General features: G+C 69.6%; 12 protein-coding genes. 5 read left to right on the forward strand and 7 right to left on the reverse strand.

Annotation, left to right across the window (positions count from 1 at the left end; genetic code table 11):
* Positions 1-92 precede the first annotated feature (92 nt).
* From ACE3TE_RS10570 to ACE3TE_RS10580, 3 genes are all read left to right on the forward strand, one after another.
* The gene (locus ACE3TE_RS10570) at positions 93-797 is read left to right on the forward strand and encodes a BON domain-containing protein (protein ID WP_374604765.1); all 705 of its coding nucleotides are present in this window, start codon (positions 93-95) and stop codon (positions 795-797) included.
* 123 nt (positions 798-920) lie between these two features.
* Positions 921-1385, forward strand: a complete 465-nt coding sequence (locus ACE3TE_RS10575; protein WP_374604767.1) for a hypothetical protein — start codon at positions 921-923, stop codon at positions 1383-1385.
* Between the two features lie 42 nt (positions 1386-1427).
* A complete protein-coding gene (locus tag ACE3TE_RS10580; RefSeq protein ID WP_374604769.1) occupies positions 1428-2246 on the forward strand; it encodes an NYN domain-containing protein in 819 nt (272 codons plus the stop codon).
* A 111-nt stretch (positions 2247-2357) separates the two neighbouring features.
* On the opposite strand, the gene ACE3TE_RS10585 is transcribed toward ACE3TE_RS10580, so the two are convergent.
* Both ACE3TE_RS10585 and ACE3TE_RS10590 read right to left on the reverse strand, forming a co-directional pair.
* Positions 2358-2909: a phosphoribosyltransferase family protein gene (locus tag ACE3TE_RS10585; RefSeq protein ID WP_374604771.1), complete on the reverse strand. Its 552-nt coding sequence runs from the start codon at positions 2907-2909 to the stop codon at positions 2358-2360.
* 31 nt (positions 2910-2940) lie between these two features.
* Positions 2941-3864, reverse strand: coding sequence for an oxygenase MpaB family protein (locus ACE3TE_RS10590; protein WP_374604772.1), 924 nt, complete (start codon positions 3862-3864; stop codon positions 2941-2943).
* A gap of 113 nt (positions 3865-3977) precedes the next feature.
* On the opposite strand from ACE3TE_RS10590, the gene ACE3TE_RS10595 reads away from it, so the two are divergent.
* Complete coding sequence (locus ACE3TE_RS10595) at positions 3978-5645, forward strand: endonuclease (protein WP_374604773.1); 1668 nt, start codon at positions 3978-3980, stop codon at positions 5643-5645.
* A 50-nt stretch (positions 5646-5695) separates the two neighbouring features.
* Here the strand turns inward: ACE3TE_RS10595 and yjjJ are convergent, their stop codons facing one another.
* From yjjJ to ACE3TE_RS10615, 4 genes are all read right to left on the reverse strand, one after another.
* Positions 5696-7084 carry a type II toxin-antitoxin system HipA family toxin YjjJ gene (gene yjjJ, locus ACE3TE_RS10600; protein WP_374604775.1) on the reverse strand — a complete coding sequence of 463 codons (1389 nt, stop codon included), beginning with the start codon at positions 7082-7084 and terminating at the stop codon, positions 5696-5698.
* A 115-nt stretch (positions 7085-7199) separates the two neighbouring features.
* On the reverse strand, positions 7200-8327 hold the full coding sequence (locus ACE3TE_RS10605; RefSeq protein ID WP_374604777.1) for a DNA alkylation repair protein: 1128 nt from the start codon (positions 8325-8327) through the stop codon (positions 7200-7202).
* A gap of 88 nt (positions 8328-8415) precedes the next feature.
* Positions 8416-8988, reverse strand: a complete 573-nt coding sequence (locus ACE3TE_RS10610; protein WP_374604779.1) for a ribonuclease H-like domain-containing protein — start codon at positions 8986-8988, stop codon at positions 8416-8418.
* A 347-nt stretch (positions 8989-9335) separates the two neighbouring features.
* Positions 9336-11798 carry a DEAD/DEAH box helicase gene (locus ACE3TE_RS10615; protein WP_374604781.1) on the reverse strand — a complete coding sequence of 821 codons (2463 nt, stop codon included), beginning with the start codon at positions 11796-11798 and terminating at the stop codon, positions 9336-9338.
* Between the two features lie 154 nt (positions 11799-11952).
* Here ACE3TE_RS10615 and ACE3TE_RS10620 point away from each other — a divergent pair, with 154 nt between their 5' ends.
* Complete coding sequence (locus ACE3TE_RS10620; protein WP_374604782.1) at positions 11953-12792, forward strand: universal stress protein; 840 nt, start codon at positions 11953-11955, stop codon at positions 12790-12792.
* Positions 12793-12801: 9 nt separating this feature from the next.
* On the opposite strand, the gene ACE3TE_RS10625 is transcribed toward ACE3TE_RS10620, so the two are convergent.
* Complete coding sequence (locus tag ACE3TE_RS10625) at positions 12802-14670, reverse strand: diguanylate cyclase (RefSeq protein WP_374604784.1); 1869 nt, start codon at positions 14668-14670, stop codon at positions 12802-12804.

Here is a 14670-nt window from a genome sequence, read left to right on the forward strand (position 1 = left end):
CCACGCTTGACGGCCGTGCTGGTGGATCCCCCGATCCCCCGTCAGCGAGGTCCACCGGACCGCCAACAAATAAGTTCGCAAGGAGAACCCCCATGAACGCCATCAAGTCTTCCCTGATCGCCTCTGCCATCGCCCTGTCCTTCGGCAGCACCGCCGCCTTCGCCGAGCACCATACCGGCGAGGACCACGCCGACAAGGTCAAGGCTCAGAACGACGCCAAGCCTGCCCGCACCGCCGCCCAGGCCACCACCGACGCCGCGATCACCGCCTCGGTGAAGACCCGCCTGTTGGCCGATGAGCGCACCAAGGGCTTCGACATCAACGTCGACACCTACAACGGCGTGGTCAGCCTGACCGGCGGCGCCGACTCGCTGGCCGACAAGATGGCCGCCACGGAAGTGGCCCATGACGCCGACAACGTCGTGCGCGTCGAGAACAAGCTGATCGTCGCCGGCGAAGACACCGAGGCGCGCGAGGACGCCAACACCGCCACCCTGTCCGGCGAAGTCCGCGAGGCCGCCGACGAAACCGGCGACGAAGTCGACGATGCCTGGATCACTTCCAAGGTGAAGACCCAGCTGCTGGCCGACGACCAGGTCCACGGCATGGACATCAACGTCGACACCGAAGACAACGTGGTCACCCTGACCGGCACCGCGCCGACCCTGGCCGCCCGCACCAAGGCGGTCGAGATCGCCCAATCGACCGAGGGCGTGCGCAGCGTGGTGGCGACCAACCTGATCGTTGGTCCGGACGAGGCCATGGACGAAGATGACGTCGAGGACATCAACGACTAAGCAAGAACGCCCATCCATGTCAGAGTGGACGGCAGCGGCCGGGCAGGACGCCCGGCCGTTTCCGTTTGGGCGGGCCCGCCGCCGCCCGGGATGAGCCTGGCCCCAGGGTCACTGGAGACCGAAATGAACGAACAGACCGAAAACCGCAGCGTCTTCGCCGTCGATACCCTTGCCCAGCTGGAGGATGCGCTGACCGCCGCCCGCGAGGCGGGCATCGCCGACGAGGACATGGCCCTGGTCGCACGCCACGACATCGAGCTCGAGCTCGATCCGGACGCCAGCGAACCCGACGAACATGGACGCGTCCGCGGCCTGCTGGCCGGCCTTAGCGCGGTGGCGGTGCCGACCCTGGGCGTCAGCCTGGCCGGTGCCGGCATGCTGAACCTGCTGGGCAGCAACCTCGCCGGCTGGACCGGCCATGCCGCCGGCGACCACGCCAACGACGACGTGCGCGATCGCTACAAGGCGCTGGTCGAGTCGGGCACCCTGCTGGTGGTCGTGCGGGCCGGATCCGCCGAGCGCCACGCCGCCGCCCACGCCGCGATGACCGCCGCCGGTGCCCGCCCGCTGCACGACGGCCAGGACTGAGCCCACCCTGTGGGAGGGACTTCAGTCCCGAAAGGAAACCCCATGCCCCCACGCAACAACAACACCCCGACGCCCTCCGAAGACGCCAAGCACCTCGCCGTCCTGATCGACGCCGACAACGCCCAGCCTTCGGTCATCGAGGGCCTGCTCGCCGAAGTGGCGAAGTTCGGCGTCGCCAGCGTCAAGCGCATCTACGGCGACTTCACCTCGCAGCGGCTGCAGGGCTGGAAGCAGGTGCTCCTGAAGCACTCGATCCACCCGGTGCAGCAGTTCGCCTACACCAGCGGCAAGAACGCCACCGACAGTTCGCTGATCATCGACGCGATGGACCTGATGTACACGGGCCGCTTCGACGGCTTCTGCCTGGTGTCGAGCGACAGCGATTTCACCCGCCTGGCGCAGCGGCTGCGCGAGGCCGGTCTCACGGTGTACGGCTTCGGCGAAAGGAAAACGCCGGATCCTTTCGTGCAGGCCTGCGACAAGTTCACCTACACCGAGGTGCTGCGCCAGGATGCCGCCGAGGCCGAAAAACCGGAGCCGGCGAAGCCGGCCGGGCGCGTGGCGAAAAAGACGGCGACAAAGGCCGCCGCGGCCGAAAAGCCCAGGCAAACCCAGCAATCGCAGCAGGCGCCGCGCAAGCTGCTCAACCAGGCCATCGAGGAAGCCAGCGACGAGGAAGGCTGGGCCCAACTCGGTGCGGTCGGCAGCTATCTCAACAAGCTGCGTTCGGACTTCGACCCGCGGCTGTTCGGCCACCGCAAGCTGAGCGACCTGTTCAAGGCCTATCCGAAGTGGTTCGAGTTCAGGGAGCTCGCCAGTCCGGCGGGCGGCAAGGATCTCTACGTCCGCGCGCGCGGCTGAGATGCCACGTTCGAATTGCCATCCGTAGGAGCGCCTTCAGGCGCGAAGCCCTTCCTTGCCGAAGGCAAAGGCAAAAGATTCGGGCCTGAAGGCCCTCCTACAAGAGCGGGGTCAGCCCTTGGGCGCTTCGGCCGGCCGCCACAGGTCAACGGCGAAGTCGGATTCGTAGGGCGGCACGTTGCACTCGATCACGTCCTCGGGCGCGATCTTCAGCGTAAGGCCGACGATGTCGGCGCGCACCGGCATGCGGTGGCGCTGGCGGTCGACCAGCACGGCGGCGTGCACGTGGGCCGGCTTCTGCGTCGCCAGCCATTCGAACACGCGCATCAGCGAATAACCCTGGTAGAGCACGTCGTCGACGACGATGACGCGGCGGTTCATCAGGTCGGCGCCGCGCGGCGCCTCGAGCGCGGTGTCGGGGTGCAGCAGCTCGAGATTGTCGGCGTAGCGCTTGACCTTCAGGTCGATGCGCTCGATCTCGGCCCAGGGCGCATGCACGCGGATGCGGGCCAGCAGCCGGTCGGCCAGCGGCGCGCCGCGGCGAAGCACGCCCAGCAGCACCGTCGGCGTGGCGTCGAGCAGGGCGGCGGCCTGCCGCGCCATGTCGTCCACCACGAGCTCCAGGTCCACTTCGGAATACAGGCGGAAGCGATCGGCGGGCATGCGGGTCTCCGGCGGCGGGGGCCGGCCTAGCCTAGCCGGTTTGCGCGGTGTTTCCATCCGCGAAGCCCCGTCGCACCCACGACGGCGCCAGGCCCATGCGGCGGCAGGCGTGCTGGGCCGGGCCGTCGTTCAGGCCGGCGCGGAACAGCGGCGCCGCGGCGGACAGCAGGCGAGCGGCCACTTCGGCGCCTGCGCGCTCGCGGCGCCCATGGCCGAGCCGCGCCCGCGCCCAGTCCGGCAGCAGCGCCATGCCCGCGCCCAGGAACACCTTGCGCGAGGGCCCGGCCATCGGCACCGGCAGGCGCATCGTGTCGAGCACGCGCAGCACTTCGCGCGAGCGGTCGGTGAAGGCGAGCCGCGGCTGTACCGCCCTGAAGTACTCGTCCACGTCGGACTCGCTGCGCGGCACGTCGCCGGCGCCCAGGGCTTCGGCGATGCGCCGGGTTTCGTCGTAGTAGCGGTCGGCGTCCGGGCCGGGCACCGGGCCAGCGAAACGCCGGTAACCCTGCAGGAAGCCGTAGGCCTCGGTGACGTGCACCCAGGTCAGCAGGGCCGGGTCGTTGGCGGAATAGGGTTCGCCCGTTTGCGTGTGGCCTCGCACCTGGTCATGGATGCGGCGCACCCGGGCGATCTGCGCCTCGGCCTGGGCGCGCGGCGCATAGCTGGTGCCGGCGACGAAGTGCGTGGTGCGGCGCAGCCGGCCCACGAGGTCGGTCCGGAAGTTGCTGTGGTCCCAAACCCCGGCCAGCGCGGCCGGGTGCAGGGTCTGCAGCACCAGCGCGCACAACCCGCCCGACAGCATGCCGGCGAAGTCGGCGTGCAGCTGCCAGGTGGCGCTGGCCGGGTCGAACAGGCCGGGGTCGCCCACGGGCTGGTCGTAGTCGAGGCCGCTTTCCCCACGAGGAAAGGCGCGCAGCACCCAGGTGCGCAGCGGTTGGGTCAGGGGCGAAGGCATGGCTGCAGTTTAGGCATCGCCCGTGAAGGGGCGGTGCTGGCGCCGGCCTCCTCGCAACGATACTGTCACCGGCGCAGGGGATTATCCGACGGTTCTTCGGGGAGATTTCTTACATGAGCAAGGGAAAGGTCGGGCTTTTGTCCGCGCTGTTGCTGTGCCCTGCGTTTGCGAACGCCGGGGTCTGGATCAACGAAATCCACTACGACAACGACGGCACCGATGTCGGCGAGTTCATCGAGGTCGCCGGCGACGCGGGGACGTCGCTGTCGGGCTGGTCGCTGCAGTTCTACAACGGCTCGGACCGGCGCGTGTACGCCACCCGTTCGCTGTCGGGCACGCTGGGCAGCCAGTGCGGCGCCTTCGGCTTCGTTTCGGTGGCGGCGGCCGGCCTGCAGAACGGCTCGCCCGACGGCGTCGCCCTCGTCAATGCCTCCGGCACCGCCGTGCAGTTCCTGAGCTACGAAGGTCGGTTCAAGGCCGCCAGCGGTCCGGCGCGTAACCAGACGTCGGTGGACATCGGCGTGTCCGAAGCCACCTCGACGCCGGCCGGCCAGTCGCTGCAGCTCAAGGGAAGCGGCACCGCCTACGCGGATTTCAGCTGGCATGCCCCGTCCAACGCCAGCCCGGGCACCTGCAATGCGGGCCAGGTTTTCCCGGTACCGGACGCGGCGCCCACGGTCAGCAGCACCTCGCCGGCGAACGGCAGTTCGGCCGTGCCGCTGGACGCCAGCATCAGCATCAGCTTCTCCGAGCCCGTCAGCCTGCAGTCCGGCGCGATCGTGCTGGGCTGCGACACCAGCGGCAGCGTGCCGGTGGTGGTCAGCGGCGGGCCGACCACCTTCACCGCCGACCCGCAGGCCAGCCTCGCCGGTCTGGAGGATTGCCTGGTGGACGTGCTGGCCGGCAAGGTCAGCGACCTCGACGGCGTCGCCACGCCGATGGCGGCCGACCACAGCTTCATGTTCACCACGGCGTCGGTGCCCGGCAACGACTACTACTCGGGCGTCAACACCAGCAGCGCCAGCGCCCTGCGCGCCAGCCTGCACGCGATCATCGACGACCACCAGCGCTTCCCGTACAGCTCGTCGGCCACCGACACCTGGGACGTGCTGGAATTCGCCGACGAAGACCCGATGAACCCCGGCCGCATCCTCGACGTCTACCGGAACGCCAGCTACCAGAAGTACGGCGCCGGCAACACCGAGTACAACCGCGAGCACACCTGGCCCAAGAGCTACGGCTTCACCAACGACGGCAGCACCAACTACCCGTACACCGACACGCACATGCTGTTCCTGTCGGACTCGGGCTACAACAGTTCGCGCGGCAACAAGCCCTACGCCGACTGCCTGTCGAACTGCACCGAGAAGGTGACCGTGGCCAACGGCGGCGAAGGCGGCGGCAGCGGCGTCTTCCCCGGCAATTCCAACTGGTACGACACTACGTACTGGCAGACCTGGGGCGACCGCAAGGGCGACGTCGCGCGCGCGCTGCTGTACATGGACGTGCGCTACGAGGGCGGCACGCACGGCGTCACCGGCGCCGCCGAGCCCAACCTGATCCTCACCGACGACCCGGGCCTGATCCAGGCTTCCAGCAACAACCTCGGCGTCGCCTACATGGGCCGCCTGGCCGACCTGCTGCGCTGGCACGCCGAGGACCCGGTGGACGCCAAGGAACAGCTGCGCAACGAGGCGGTGTATTCCTACCAGGGCAACCGCAACCCGTTCATCGACCATCCGGAATGGGCGGCGTGCATCTTCCAGAACCAGTGCAACTGATCACGCGCTGCGCGTGAGTTCGACGAACGGGCCCGCTGCGGCGGGCCCGTTCAGGGCTCGCCGAAGCGCCGGCGAAGCGATGCGAGGGTTTCGTGGTTGCGATCTGCGATGTCCCGGAATCCCGGGCTGGCGCGGTCGTCGCTGGCAACGTCCGCCCAGAATGCTTCCGCCAACGCGGCGGCTATCGACCAAGCCGCCGCGTGCCGCGGCAGCGGCGGCGATGGATTGAACTCGCGGGTCACCACGGCACCGCCCGCAGCGGGTGCATAAGCCATCGGAAGCATGTCGAATACCGGCGTCAGCGCCAGCGGCCTGCTGTCGCCCAGCACGAAGGCCAGGTTGCCGAAATGCATGTCGGTGTTGCCGATCAGGTTTCCGAACAGCCCCAGCACGCGGATGCAGTCGCGGGTTTCAGGGGTCGTCCAACCCTCCGCCACCAGGCGATCGGCCACGTCCACCCAGGGGGCTCGCGCCATTCCCAGGTAGGCCGCATCCAGCGCGCGAAGGGAGACCTGGCCGCGGCGCCCGAGCGACGGGGTTCGGTCATGACGCGTTGACTGGAGAAACCGTCTTCCCTGGCTTTCGAGGATCTCGGTCCCGGCCGCCGGAAAGCCGGCTTGCGCGAGCCGACGCTCCGCCAGGTGTTCGCACAGCAGCAGGTCGGACCATCGCTGGCTGGTCGGGGTCGTGATCGCGTCGCTGAACTTCACGACCACCGACCGGAAGCCCGCGGCGGCCTCGTCAAGCACGGCGGTGAACTTGGGTTGCTCACCGCCGGCCGACGATCCGGTGCGGTCGCCGGCAATGGCGGCGGCGGCCAGGGCCGGGTAGCGCACGCTGCGCTCCCCTGGCGCGAATGCCTGCGACCCTGTGCCGTCGAGCAGGGCCCGTCGCAGCGCCCCGTCGCCGAGTACCAGATCGCCGGGCAGGTCACTCCCGTGCAGGACCAGCGCGGCAAGCATGTGGCGGCTGTTCCACAGGTTCAGGTCCTCGGGGGCGCCCAGCGTGGCCGCGTGGGCCTGCACGAAACTGCGACCAAGGAACCCCTGCGGCCGTTGGTCTTCCAGGAACCAGGGCAGGTCCGGGTACAGGCCGGAGGAGAAGTCCCCGTGCATGAGTGCCGGGCGGGGTTCGGGGCTTTCGAAGTACCACTGGTCGCCCGCGAGCGAGTGCAGTTCACCCAGCTGCCGTGCTTGTCCCGAGGCGTCGATCCGATAGAGGGGCCATTGGCTGCCCAGGCCGGCGACCGGCTCGGGCAGCGCATAACGGGCGCCCCGGGTGCGACCCAGCCTGAGCACGCCCCGGCCCAGCTGGCTCAGCCCACGGGAGATCGTGGGTTGGCTGACTTCAAGCTTCGCCGCGAGTTCGCTGGCCGTCGTCACGCCAGCTGCCCGTAGCGCCGCCCGGAGGGCTTCCGGAGTTAGCAGGCGGGGTCTCATGGCGCCATGCTAGCGCATTTATTGAATAGATAAAATAGCTAATAAGAAATAGCAAATAGCAGATAAAACATATACATACAAAATTAATTACAAGTATAATGAATAGATAAAAGATCTATAAGCGCAAGGCAAATGCCGATTCGGCCACAACGGTTCCGTTGACCTGAAGCTCCACGCGATGCCGCCCCGGGTAATAGCGACGTGTGGTGATCGGTCGCAGCGAATGCTTTTTCTCCAGTCGCCGGACCTCGCCAGGCGCCAATTGCAGGGTCCAGCCCTTGAACACCTTGGCCGAGCAGTCGCCGTTGGCTTTCACGTGATGCACGACGTAATCCACGGCCAGGGTCTGTTTGCTGTTCGCGCCGGAGGCCAGGGTCGCGATCAGCTTCAGCGATTCGCCCACGGCCACGCGCTTGGGCGAAAGCGCCAGCGTGGCCTCGCCGCGGAACCTGCCGCCCAGGCCCCAGGCTTTCAACACGCGACGGTCGCCGCGTTTGACCAGGCTGCGGCTGGCGTGGCGAAGCAGCGCGACCCGCTCGGGCGGCGCCTTGGGCAGGTGCTGTTCCAGCCAGTCCGCGACAACGCCGGGGTGGTCCTTGGCGATGTCGTTCAAGTGGTTGGCGACGCTGCGGCGCACGTAGGGGCTGGCGTCGTCCTGCAGCGCGCGCAGCAAGGGCAGCGTGGGCGACGGGTCGGCGATCAGTGACCTGATCTGCAGCCCCCAGGGCAGGCGCGGGCGGCTGCCTTCGCTGGTCCAGCGGCGCACGTGCGGGTTGGGGTCGCTGCACCAGTGCCGTAGCTGCGCCAGGGTCAGGTCGAAGTGGTTGACCAGGAAAGGCTGCACCGCGAATTCGCTGGTGAAGCGCTGGGTGAGTTCGCGCAGGGCCAGCAGCGCGCGCTCCGGCTCGGCCTGGCCGCGACGGGCGAGGTATTCGCCGAGCGGCCAGCCGATCCAACCGGCAAGGCCGGCATCGGTGCTTTGGAAGGCCAGCTCGTCGGTCGTCGCCGGCGGTGCGAGGGCGGCTTCGATGAGGCCGGCGGCGCGGTCGAAGTCGTCGGGCAGGGTGGCTTCCAGCGCGTCGGCGATCTGCATCGCGCGCGCCTTCATTTCCAGCGCGTCCAGGCCGGCGAGCGCCTGGCGTTCGAAACCGCGTCGGTCGAAGTCGCGCCAGTGGCGCTGCAGGTGGTCGCCGCAGGCGCGCACCAGGTCGGCGTTGATCAGGTTCTTGAACGGCGCGGGCATGGCAAATCCTGGCCTGTAGGAGCGGCTTCAGCCGCGAAGTTCTTCTTTGCAGAAAGCAAAGTCAAAAGATTCGCGGCTGAAGCCGCTCCTACAGCGTGGGAACTACCAGGTGGGCCAGCAGCTGCATCAGGCTGCGCACGTCGGTGTGGTTGTGGGCCAGGACGCGGCGAAGGTCGGTGGCGGGGCCGCCATTGAGATAGTCGCGCCAGGCGCGGGGGGCTTCGCTGCCGGGCAGGTCGTCCTCGCGCAGGACCTTCAGCAGCTGGCGTTCGACCGTGGCGAGGCGGCAGTTCTCCCACAGGCCGCGGTAGCGGCGGCGCACCGGGTGCAGCAGGTCCAGGTGCGCCAGCGGCGTGATCGGGCAGGGCATCCGCGCAAGGCGGTATCGCGTCTTGAGCAGCGGCGCGTCGTAGCTGCGGCCGTTGTAGCTGACGAGCACGGTGTCGGGTTCCAGCCAGCGGGCGAAGGTTTCGAGCATGGCGTGCTCGGCCGCCATCGTCGCGGTCATCAGCTGGCGGATGCGCAGCTGGCCGTCCACGCGGTCGGCGCAGCCGATCATGAAGGCACGCGTGCCGGTGCCGCCGGCCAGGCCGGTGGTTTCGGTGTCGAAGCAAAGCAGCTGCGCCGGCTCGACCGTGTCGAAGTTTTTCGCGAACGACACGTCCACGACGGTCGGAAGCGCCGGCGCTTCGTGGCGGGATTCGAAGTAGCGCAGGCCCGGAGCGATTTCGTCGCCAGGCAGGTGGCGGTCGGGCGGACGCAGCGGCGTGACCGGACGAACGGCGGCACGGGCGCGCAGGCCGAGCAGGCGGCGGATGTTTTCGGGGACTTCGGGGCGGCGTGGAAGTGCGGAGTTGGCGGCCCCCTCTTCCCGGCCCTCTCGCGTAACGGGAGAGGGAGCAGAACAAAGCCCCTCTCCCGTTGCAGGAGAGGGGTTGGAGAGAGGGGTCGCCCTCCCAGCCTGGCCTTGCAACAAACGCAGCCGCTGCGCCAGCGCCGTCGCCGTGCTCACGCCACCGTCCCCAGCAACTCCAGCACCCGCGTCGCCAGCGCACGCGGCGTATTGCCGGTCTTTCCTTCGTCCGCGGCCAGCACCGGGCCGACGCAGGCCGGGCAGCCAGCGGCGCAGTCGCAGGCCGCCACCAGTTCGCGGGCGCGCTGCACGAGTTCGGCCTCGCGGCGCCACAGTGGTTCGCTCAGCCCGATACCGCCGGGGTAGTTGTCGTAGAGGTAAACCGTGGGCGTGAACCGATCGGCGGCGTCCGGGCTGCCGGGCTGGCCGTCGGCGCCGCGCAGCTGGCCGCGGCCGCGGCCGTCGGTGTGCGCGAACCAGGCGCCGTCGCCGCTGCCCACGGCCTGGCGCAGGTCGCGGCCTTCGGCCATCACCGCCACGGTGGCGACCACGTGCAGCGCATAGGCGGCGCCCAGGAAACCATCGAGCGCGTCCTGGCGGGAAGTGAATGCGTGCTCCAGCGCGTCCTGCGGCAGCTGCCACCACAGCGCCGTGGTGTGCATTTCCTGGTCGGGCAGGTTCACCGGCCCGTAGCCGATGTTTTCGTGCGTGTAGTAGCGGATCTTCTTGTAGCCTGGCACTCGGCGCACCACGTGCACCTCGCCGTGCTGGGCGCTGCCGTCGCCGGCGCGCACGCCCTCGAAGCGTTCGAGCACCTTGAGCTTGGTGTAGTCGATGGCGTCGGTGTAGTAATCGACATGGGTGCGGGTGACGTAGGCCTTGCGGCCCTCCCAGTCCAGGCGCTCGACCTGGAAGGGCACCGACTGGATCATGTGGATCGCGCCCTCGTACAGGGTGAGCGCCGCGGCGGAGTAGTCCACCTCGGCGATGATCTTCTGGCGGCCGTCGGTGCGGTCCACCACCACGAAGTTGCCGTCGGCCACCGAACGCAGCGACACCGCGTTGGCCGGGTAGCTGTCGGCGATCCAGTCCCAGCGTTCGCCTTCCGAATGCAGCACGCCGGTTTCGGCCAGCACGTCGAGCCAGGGCGAGGGGTCGAGTGGCCCGTAGGATTCGCCGCGCAGGAAAGGCAGCTCGAAAGCGGCGCAGCGCAGGTGGTCGAGCAGGATCAGCGGCTGGTCGGGCGCGATGCGCGCGTGTTCCGGATTGGCCTGTTCGAAGAAGTCCGGATGCCGCACCAGGTATTGATCCAGCGGATCGGACGACGCCACCAGCACGCCCAGCGACGGCTGCTGGCGGCGCCCGGCGCGGCCGACGCGCTGCCAGGTGGCCGCCACCGAGCCGGGGTAACCATTGAGCACCACGACGTCGAGCGCACCGATGTCCACGCCCAGTTCCAGCGCCGAGGTGCTGACGATGCCGTCGACCTTTCCGGCGCGCATGGCGCGTTCGGCCTCGCGGCGTTCGTTGGGCAGGTAACCGCCGCGGTAGGCGCGGATGCGCGGCGGCTTGCGCGGGTCGTGGTCGAAGACGTCCTTCAGGTATTTGGTGAGCACCTCGACCATCGTGCGCGACTGCGCGAACACCAGGGTCTTCAGGCCCGCACGGATCGCCAGCCGGGCGATGCGGTTGGACTGCGAACGCGCCGAGGCGCGCAGGCCGAGGTCGGGATTCACCACCGGCGGGTTCCACAGCAGCAGGTGTTTTTCGCCGACCGGCGCGCCCGATTCGGTGACCGCCTCGATCGGCGCCTCCACCAGCGCTTCGGCGTGCTGCCGCGGGTTTCCAATCGTCGCCGAGCACAGGATGAACTGCGGATTGGCGCCGTAGAACGCACACACCCGCTTCAGTCGCCGCAGCACGTTGGCCAGGTGCGAACCGAACACGCCGCGGTAGGTGTGCACCTCGTCGATGACCACGTAGCGCAGGTTCTCGAAGAACTGCGCCCACTTGGTGTGATGCGGCAGGATCGCCTGGTGCAGCATGTCGGGGTTGGACACCACCAGGTCGGCGTGCAGGCGGATGGCCTGGCGGGCGTCGCCGGGCGTGTCGCCGTCGAAGGTGTGGCAGCGCAGGCCCAGGTCGCCGGCGCGGTTGAGTTCGAGCAGGTCGGCCACCTGGTCCTGCGACAGCGCCTTGGTCGGGAACAGGAACAGCGCCTTGGCCTGCTGCTGCATGGCCGCCGACACCACCGGCAGCGTGTAACAAAGGCTCTTGCCCGAGGCCGTGGGCGTGACCACCACGAAATTCCGGCCGGCCTGCGCCGCGTCCCAGGCCTGGGCCTGGTGGCTGTAGAGCTGGCCGATGCCGCGCGCGCGCAGCGCCGCGGCCAGCGCCGGCGGCAGGTCGGCGGGCAGCGGCGCATAGCGGCCTTCGCGCGCGGGCTGGACGAAGTGGCCGGTCACCCGGTCGGCGTACTTGGCCTGCAGCCGGCTGGCCAGCTGCCGCGGGTCGCGCACGCGCGGCGCCAGAGGCGAATCTTCCGGTCCCGCGGGCGTTGCGCCGGAGGTGAGGGCAAGGTCGCGGGCATCGTGACGGGCGAGGGCGTTGGCGGACATGGGCGGGGGCGTGCGGCTAAGGGCCTCCATTAGCCGCCCCGGCCGTCTCATGACGTGAGACCCGGCACCGGCGTAGGCTTGACCCACGTCAACGCCACCGTGCGCCGCGGGCGTAGGGTGGTCCCAACCCTGCCGTCCCCCGAGGAGCCTGGCCATGATCCGCGACCTGTTCGTTTTCCTGCAGGGCACGCCTGCCGACGCCGCGGCGCTCGACGCCGCCATCGCCCTGGCCCAGGCCCATGACGCCCACGTCGCGGCGCTGGCCGTGGCGCATGCGCCGGTGCCTTTCGCCAGCGAGTGGGGCGTCACCGCCGTGGGCCTGGACCAGGCCGGTTTCGAAGCCCTGCGCAGGGCCGCCGAAGAGGCGGCCGCCGGCGCCCGCGGCAGGCTCGAGGCCGCCGGTGTCGCCCATGAAGTGCGGGTGGCCGACTCGCCGCTGGCCTGGCCCGAGGAAGTGGCCGCGCTGCATGCGCGCCACGCCGACCTGTGTGTCTTCGGCGGGCCGGCGCCCGATGCGCCGGGCTCGCGCTTCGGCACCAGCTTCGATGCCCTGCTGATGCATTCGGGGCGGCCGGTCCTGCTGGTGCCCGACGGCGTGAAGCTGATGGTGCCGCCGCGCCGCGTGGTGATCGCCTGGCAGCCGCGCCGGGAAGCCAGCCGCGCCGTGCACGACGCCCTGCCCTGGCTGCCGCGCGATGCCCGCGTGGACGTGCTGGTGGTGAACCCGCAGGCCACGGCCCTTGGCTATGGCGAGGCGCCCGGGTCCGACATCGCCCGGCATCTTGCCCGCCACGGCTGCCAGGCCAAGGTGGTGGAGGTCGACCGCGGGGGCCAGACCACCGGCCAGGCCATCCTCGAACACGCCAGGGAAAGCGTGGCCGACCTGGTGGTGATGGGCGGCTTCAGCCATTCGCGCTGGCGCGAGCAGGTGTTCGGCGGCGTCACCCGCACCGTGCTCGACGGCACCCGCACGCCCGTGCTGTTTTCACACTGAATCCCGCCGTCAGCTGGCCGCGACCCGGTTGCGGCCGCTGGCCTTGGCCGCGTAGAGCTGGCGATCGGCCGCGCGCACCAGCGAGGCGACGTCCACGCCCTGGTCATAGCTCCTGGCCAGGCCGGCGCTGACCGTCACCACGCCCAGCGGGCTGGCCGGGTGTTGAATGCCGGCGGCCACGATGTCCTCGAGGATGCGGCGCAGGATGCGTTCGGCATGCGGCACCGCGATCGAGGTGAACACGAGCGCGAACTCCTCGCCGCCGTAGCGGTAGCAGCGCACGTCGCGCCGCACCTGGCCGGCCAGGACATCGGCGACGCGGCGTAGCGCCTGGTCACCGGCCTCGTGGCCGAGGGTGTCGTTGTAGGGCTTGAAATAATCCACGTCCAGCATGCCCAGGGCCAGGCCGGAAAAGGGCTCGGGATGGGCCAGAAGGTCGGCCAGGTCGTGGTCGAAGGCGCGGCGGTTGGGCAGCGCGGTCAGGCTGTCGGTGCGGGTCAGCTGCTCCAGCCTGCGGTTGGCTTCGGCCAGTTCGCGGGTGCGGTCCTCGACGGTGCCTTCGAGTTCGACCTGGCGCTGTTCGACCTGGCTGGCCAGGTCCCGGAAGCTGCGCGACAGGCTGCCGATTTCGTTCTTCTCGGCCAGCGGGAGGTCGGCGATCGCGGCTTCGGTCTGCTCGCCACGCGCGATGCGGTCGGCGGCGTCGCGCAGCCGCTGCACCGGCTGGCTGACGCGGCGGCTGAGCACCGTGCCCACCACCACCAGCAGGATCAGCTGCAGCACCAGCCCCAGCGCCAGCATGATCGCGGCGCCGCGGTGCGCCGCGCCGGCCACCTGGTTGGCGGGATAGACGGTGGCGAGCCGCCAGTCGGGACCGTCGACGCGGGAGAAGACGACGTAGGCGCCGCTTTCTTCATCCTTCATCACGTGCGGCGCGTGCCCGCGCGAGAAGTGTTCCTCGGCCATGCGGTGGACGCGGGCGGGAAAGGGATCGTCCAGCTCGTCCACATGCAGCTTGCCCCGGGCCTGGTCGTTTTCGGCCAGGGCGCCGAGGCCTGCGATCAGGTGGCCGTCGGCGCTCATCAGCAGCGTGCGCGAGCCGGTCAGGCGGCTGCGGCCCAGGCGTTCCATGATGTCCTCGAGCAGGATGTCCTGGCTGGCATTGGCCAGGTGGCGGCCCGCATCGCCGTCGACCGGCAGCTGTACCGTCACCGCCCACTGGCGGGCGGTGATGTCGAAATACAGGCTCGACCACAGCATGTCGCGGCCGGGATTGTTGGCGGGCAGCGTGGCCTGCACCAGCGGGTCGCCGACGATGTCCAGCGCCGGATCGGCATCCAGGCCCCATGCCATGCCCGGCCAGAACATCACCGACGCGTTTTCTGGAAGCGTGACGTAGAGGTTGGCAAACGGCTCGCCCCAGGCCGGGCCCAGTTCGGCGACCAGGTCGGTGGCGATGACCAGGCGCCGCTGCATGTCCGCGTCCAGACCCGGCCGCTTGCTGCTGATGAAGCCGGTGGTATGGATGACATAGCGGCCGTCCGGCTTGCGGTGGCCGCGGAAGTATTCGGGCCGCAGGCGCAGGGTGTCGTTTTCCGCCGGCTGGAACATGCCGGCGAAGCGTTCGCCGTAGTCGGCCTGCGCATCCTCGTAGCGGCGCAGGAATTCCGCGCTGAATAGTTCCAGGTGCGCCCGGGCATCCCGGAACGCCTGTTCCTGCTGCAGGCCCTGCAGCTCCGCGTGCCGGCGCAGCTGGTCCAGCGCGCGGTCACGCGAGATCTGCCAGGCGTAGGCGTAGCCCAGGCCGGTGGCGCAAACCACGGCCAGGGTCGACCACAGGGCAACGCGCCCGAGGACCTGTTGGGCCAGCAGGCGCAT

The sequence above is a fragment of the Arenimonas sp. genome, from assembly GCF_041919775.1.
GTDB lineage: Bacteria > Pseudomonadota > Gammaproteobacteria > Xanthomonadales > Xanthomonadaceae > Arenimonas.

Excerpts from the sequence above, each read along its gene's own strand:
- ACE3TE_RS10570 (WP_374604765.1), top strand. The coding sequence starts at position 93 with ATGAACGCCATCAAGTCTTCCCTGATCGCCTCTGCCATCGCCCTGTCC.
- ACE3TE_RS10575 (WP_374604767.1), top strand. The coding sequence starts at position 921 with ATGAACGAACAGACCGAAAACCGCAGCGTCTTCGCCGTCGATACCCTT.
- ACE3TE_RS10580 (WP_374604769.1), top strand. The coding sequence starts at position 1,428 with ATGCCCCCACGCAACAACAACACCCCGACGCCCTCCGAAGACGCCAAG.
- ACE3TE_RS10585 (WP_374604771.1), bottom strand. The coding sequence starts at position 2,909 with ATGCCCGCCGATCGCTTCCGCCTGTATTCCGAAGTGGACCTGGAGCTC.
- ACE3TE_RS10590 (WP_374604772.1), bottom strand. The coding sequence starts at position 3,864 with ATGCCTTCGCCCCTGACCCAACCGCTGCGCACCTGGGTGCTGCGCGCC.
- ACE3TE_RS10595 (WP_374604773.1), top strand. The coding sequence starts at position 3,978 with ATGAGCAAGGGAAAGGTCGGGCTTTTGTCCGCGCTGTTGCTGTGCCCT.
- yjjJ (WP_374604775.1), bottom strand. The coding sequence starts at position 7,084 with ATGAGACCCCGCCTGCTAACTCCGGAAGCCCTCCGGGCGGCGCTACGG.
- ACE3TE_RS10605 (WP_374604777.1), bottom strand. The coding sequence starts at position 8,327 with ATGCCCGCGCCGTTCAAGAACCTGATCAACGCCGACCTGGTGCGCGCC.
- ACE3TE_RS10615 (WP_374604781.1), bottom strand. The coding sequence starts at position 11,798 with ATGTCCGCCAACGCCCTCGCCCGTCACGATGCCCGCGACCTTGCCCTC.
- ACE3TE_RS10620 (WP_374604782.1), top strand. The coding sequence starts at position 11,953 with ATGATCCGCGACCTGTTCGTTTTCCTGCAGGGCACGCCTGCCGACGCC.
- ACE3TE_RS10625 (WP_374604784.1), bottom strand. The coding sequence starts at position 14,670 with ATGCGCCTGCTGGCCCAACAGGTCCTCGGGCGCGTTGCCCTGTGGTCG.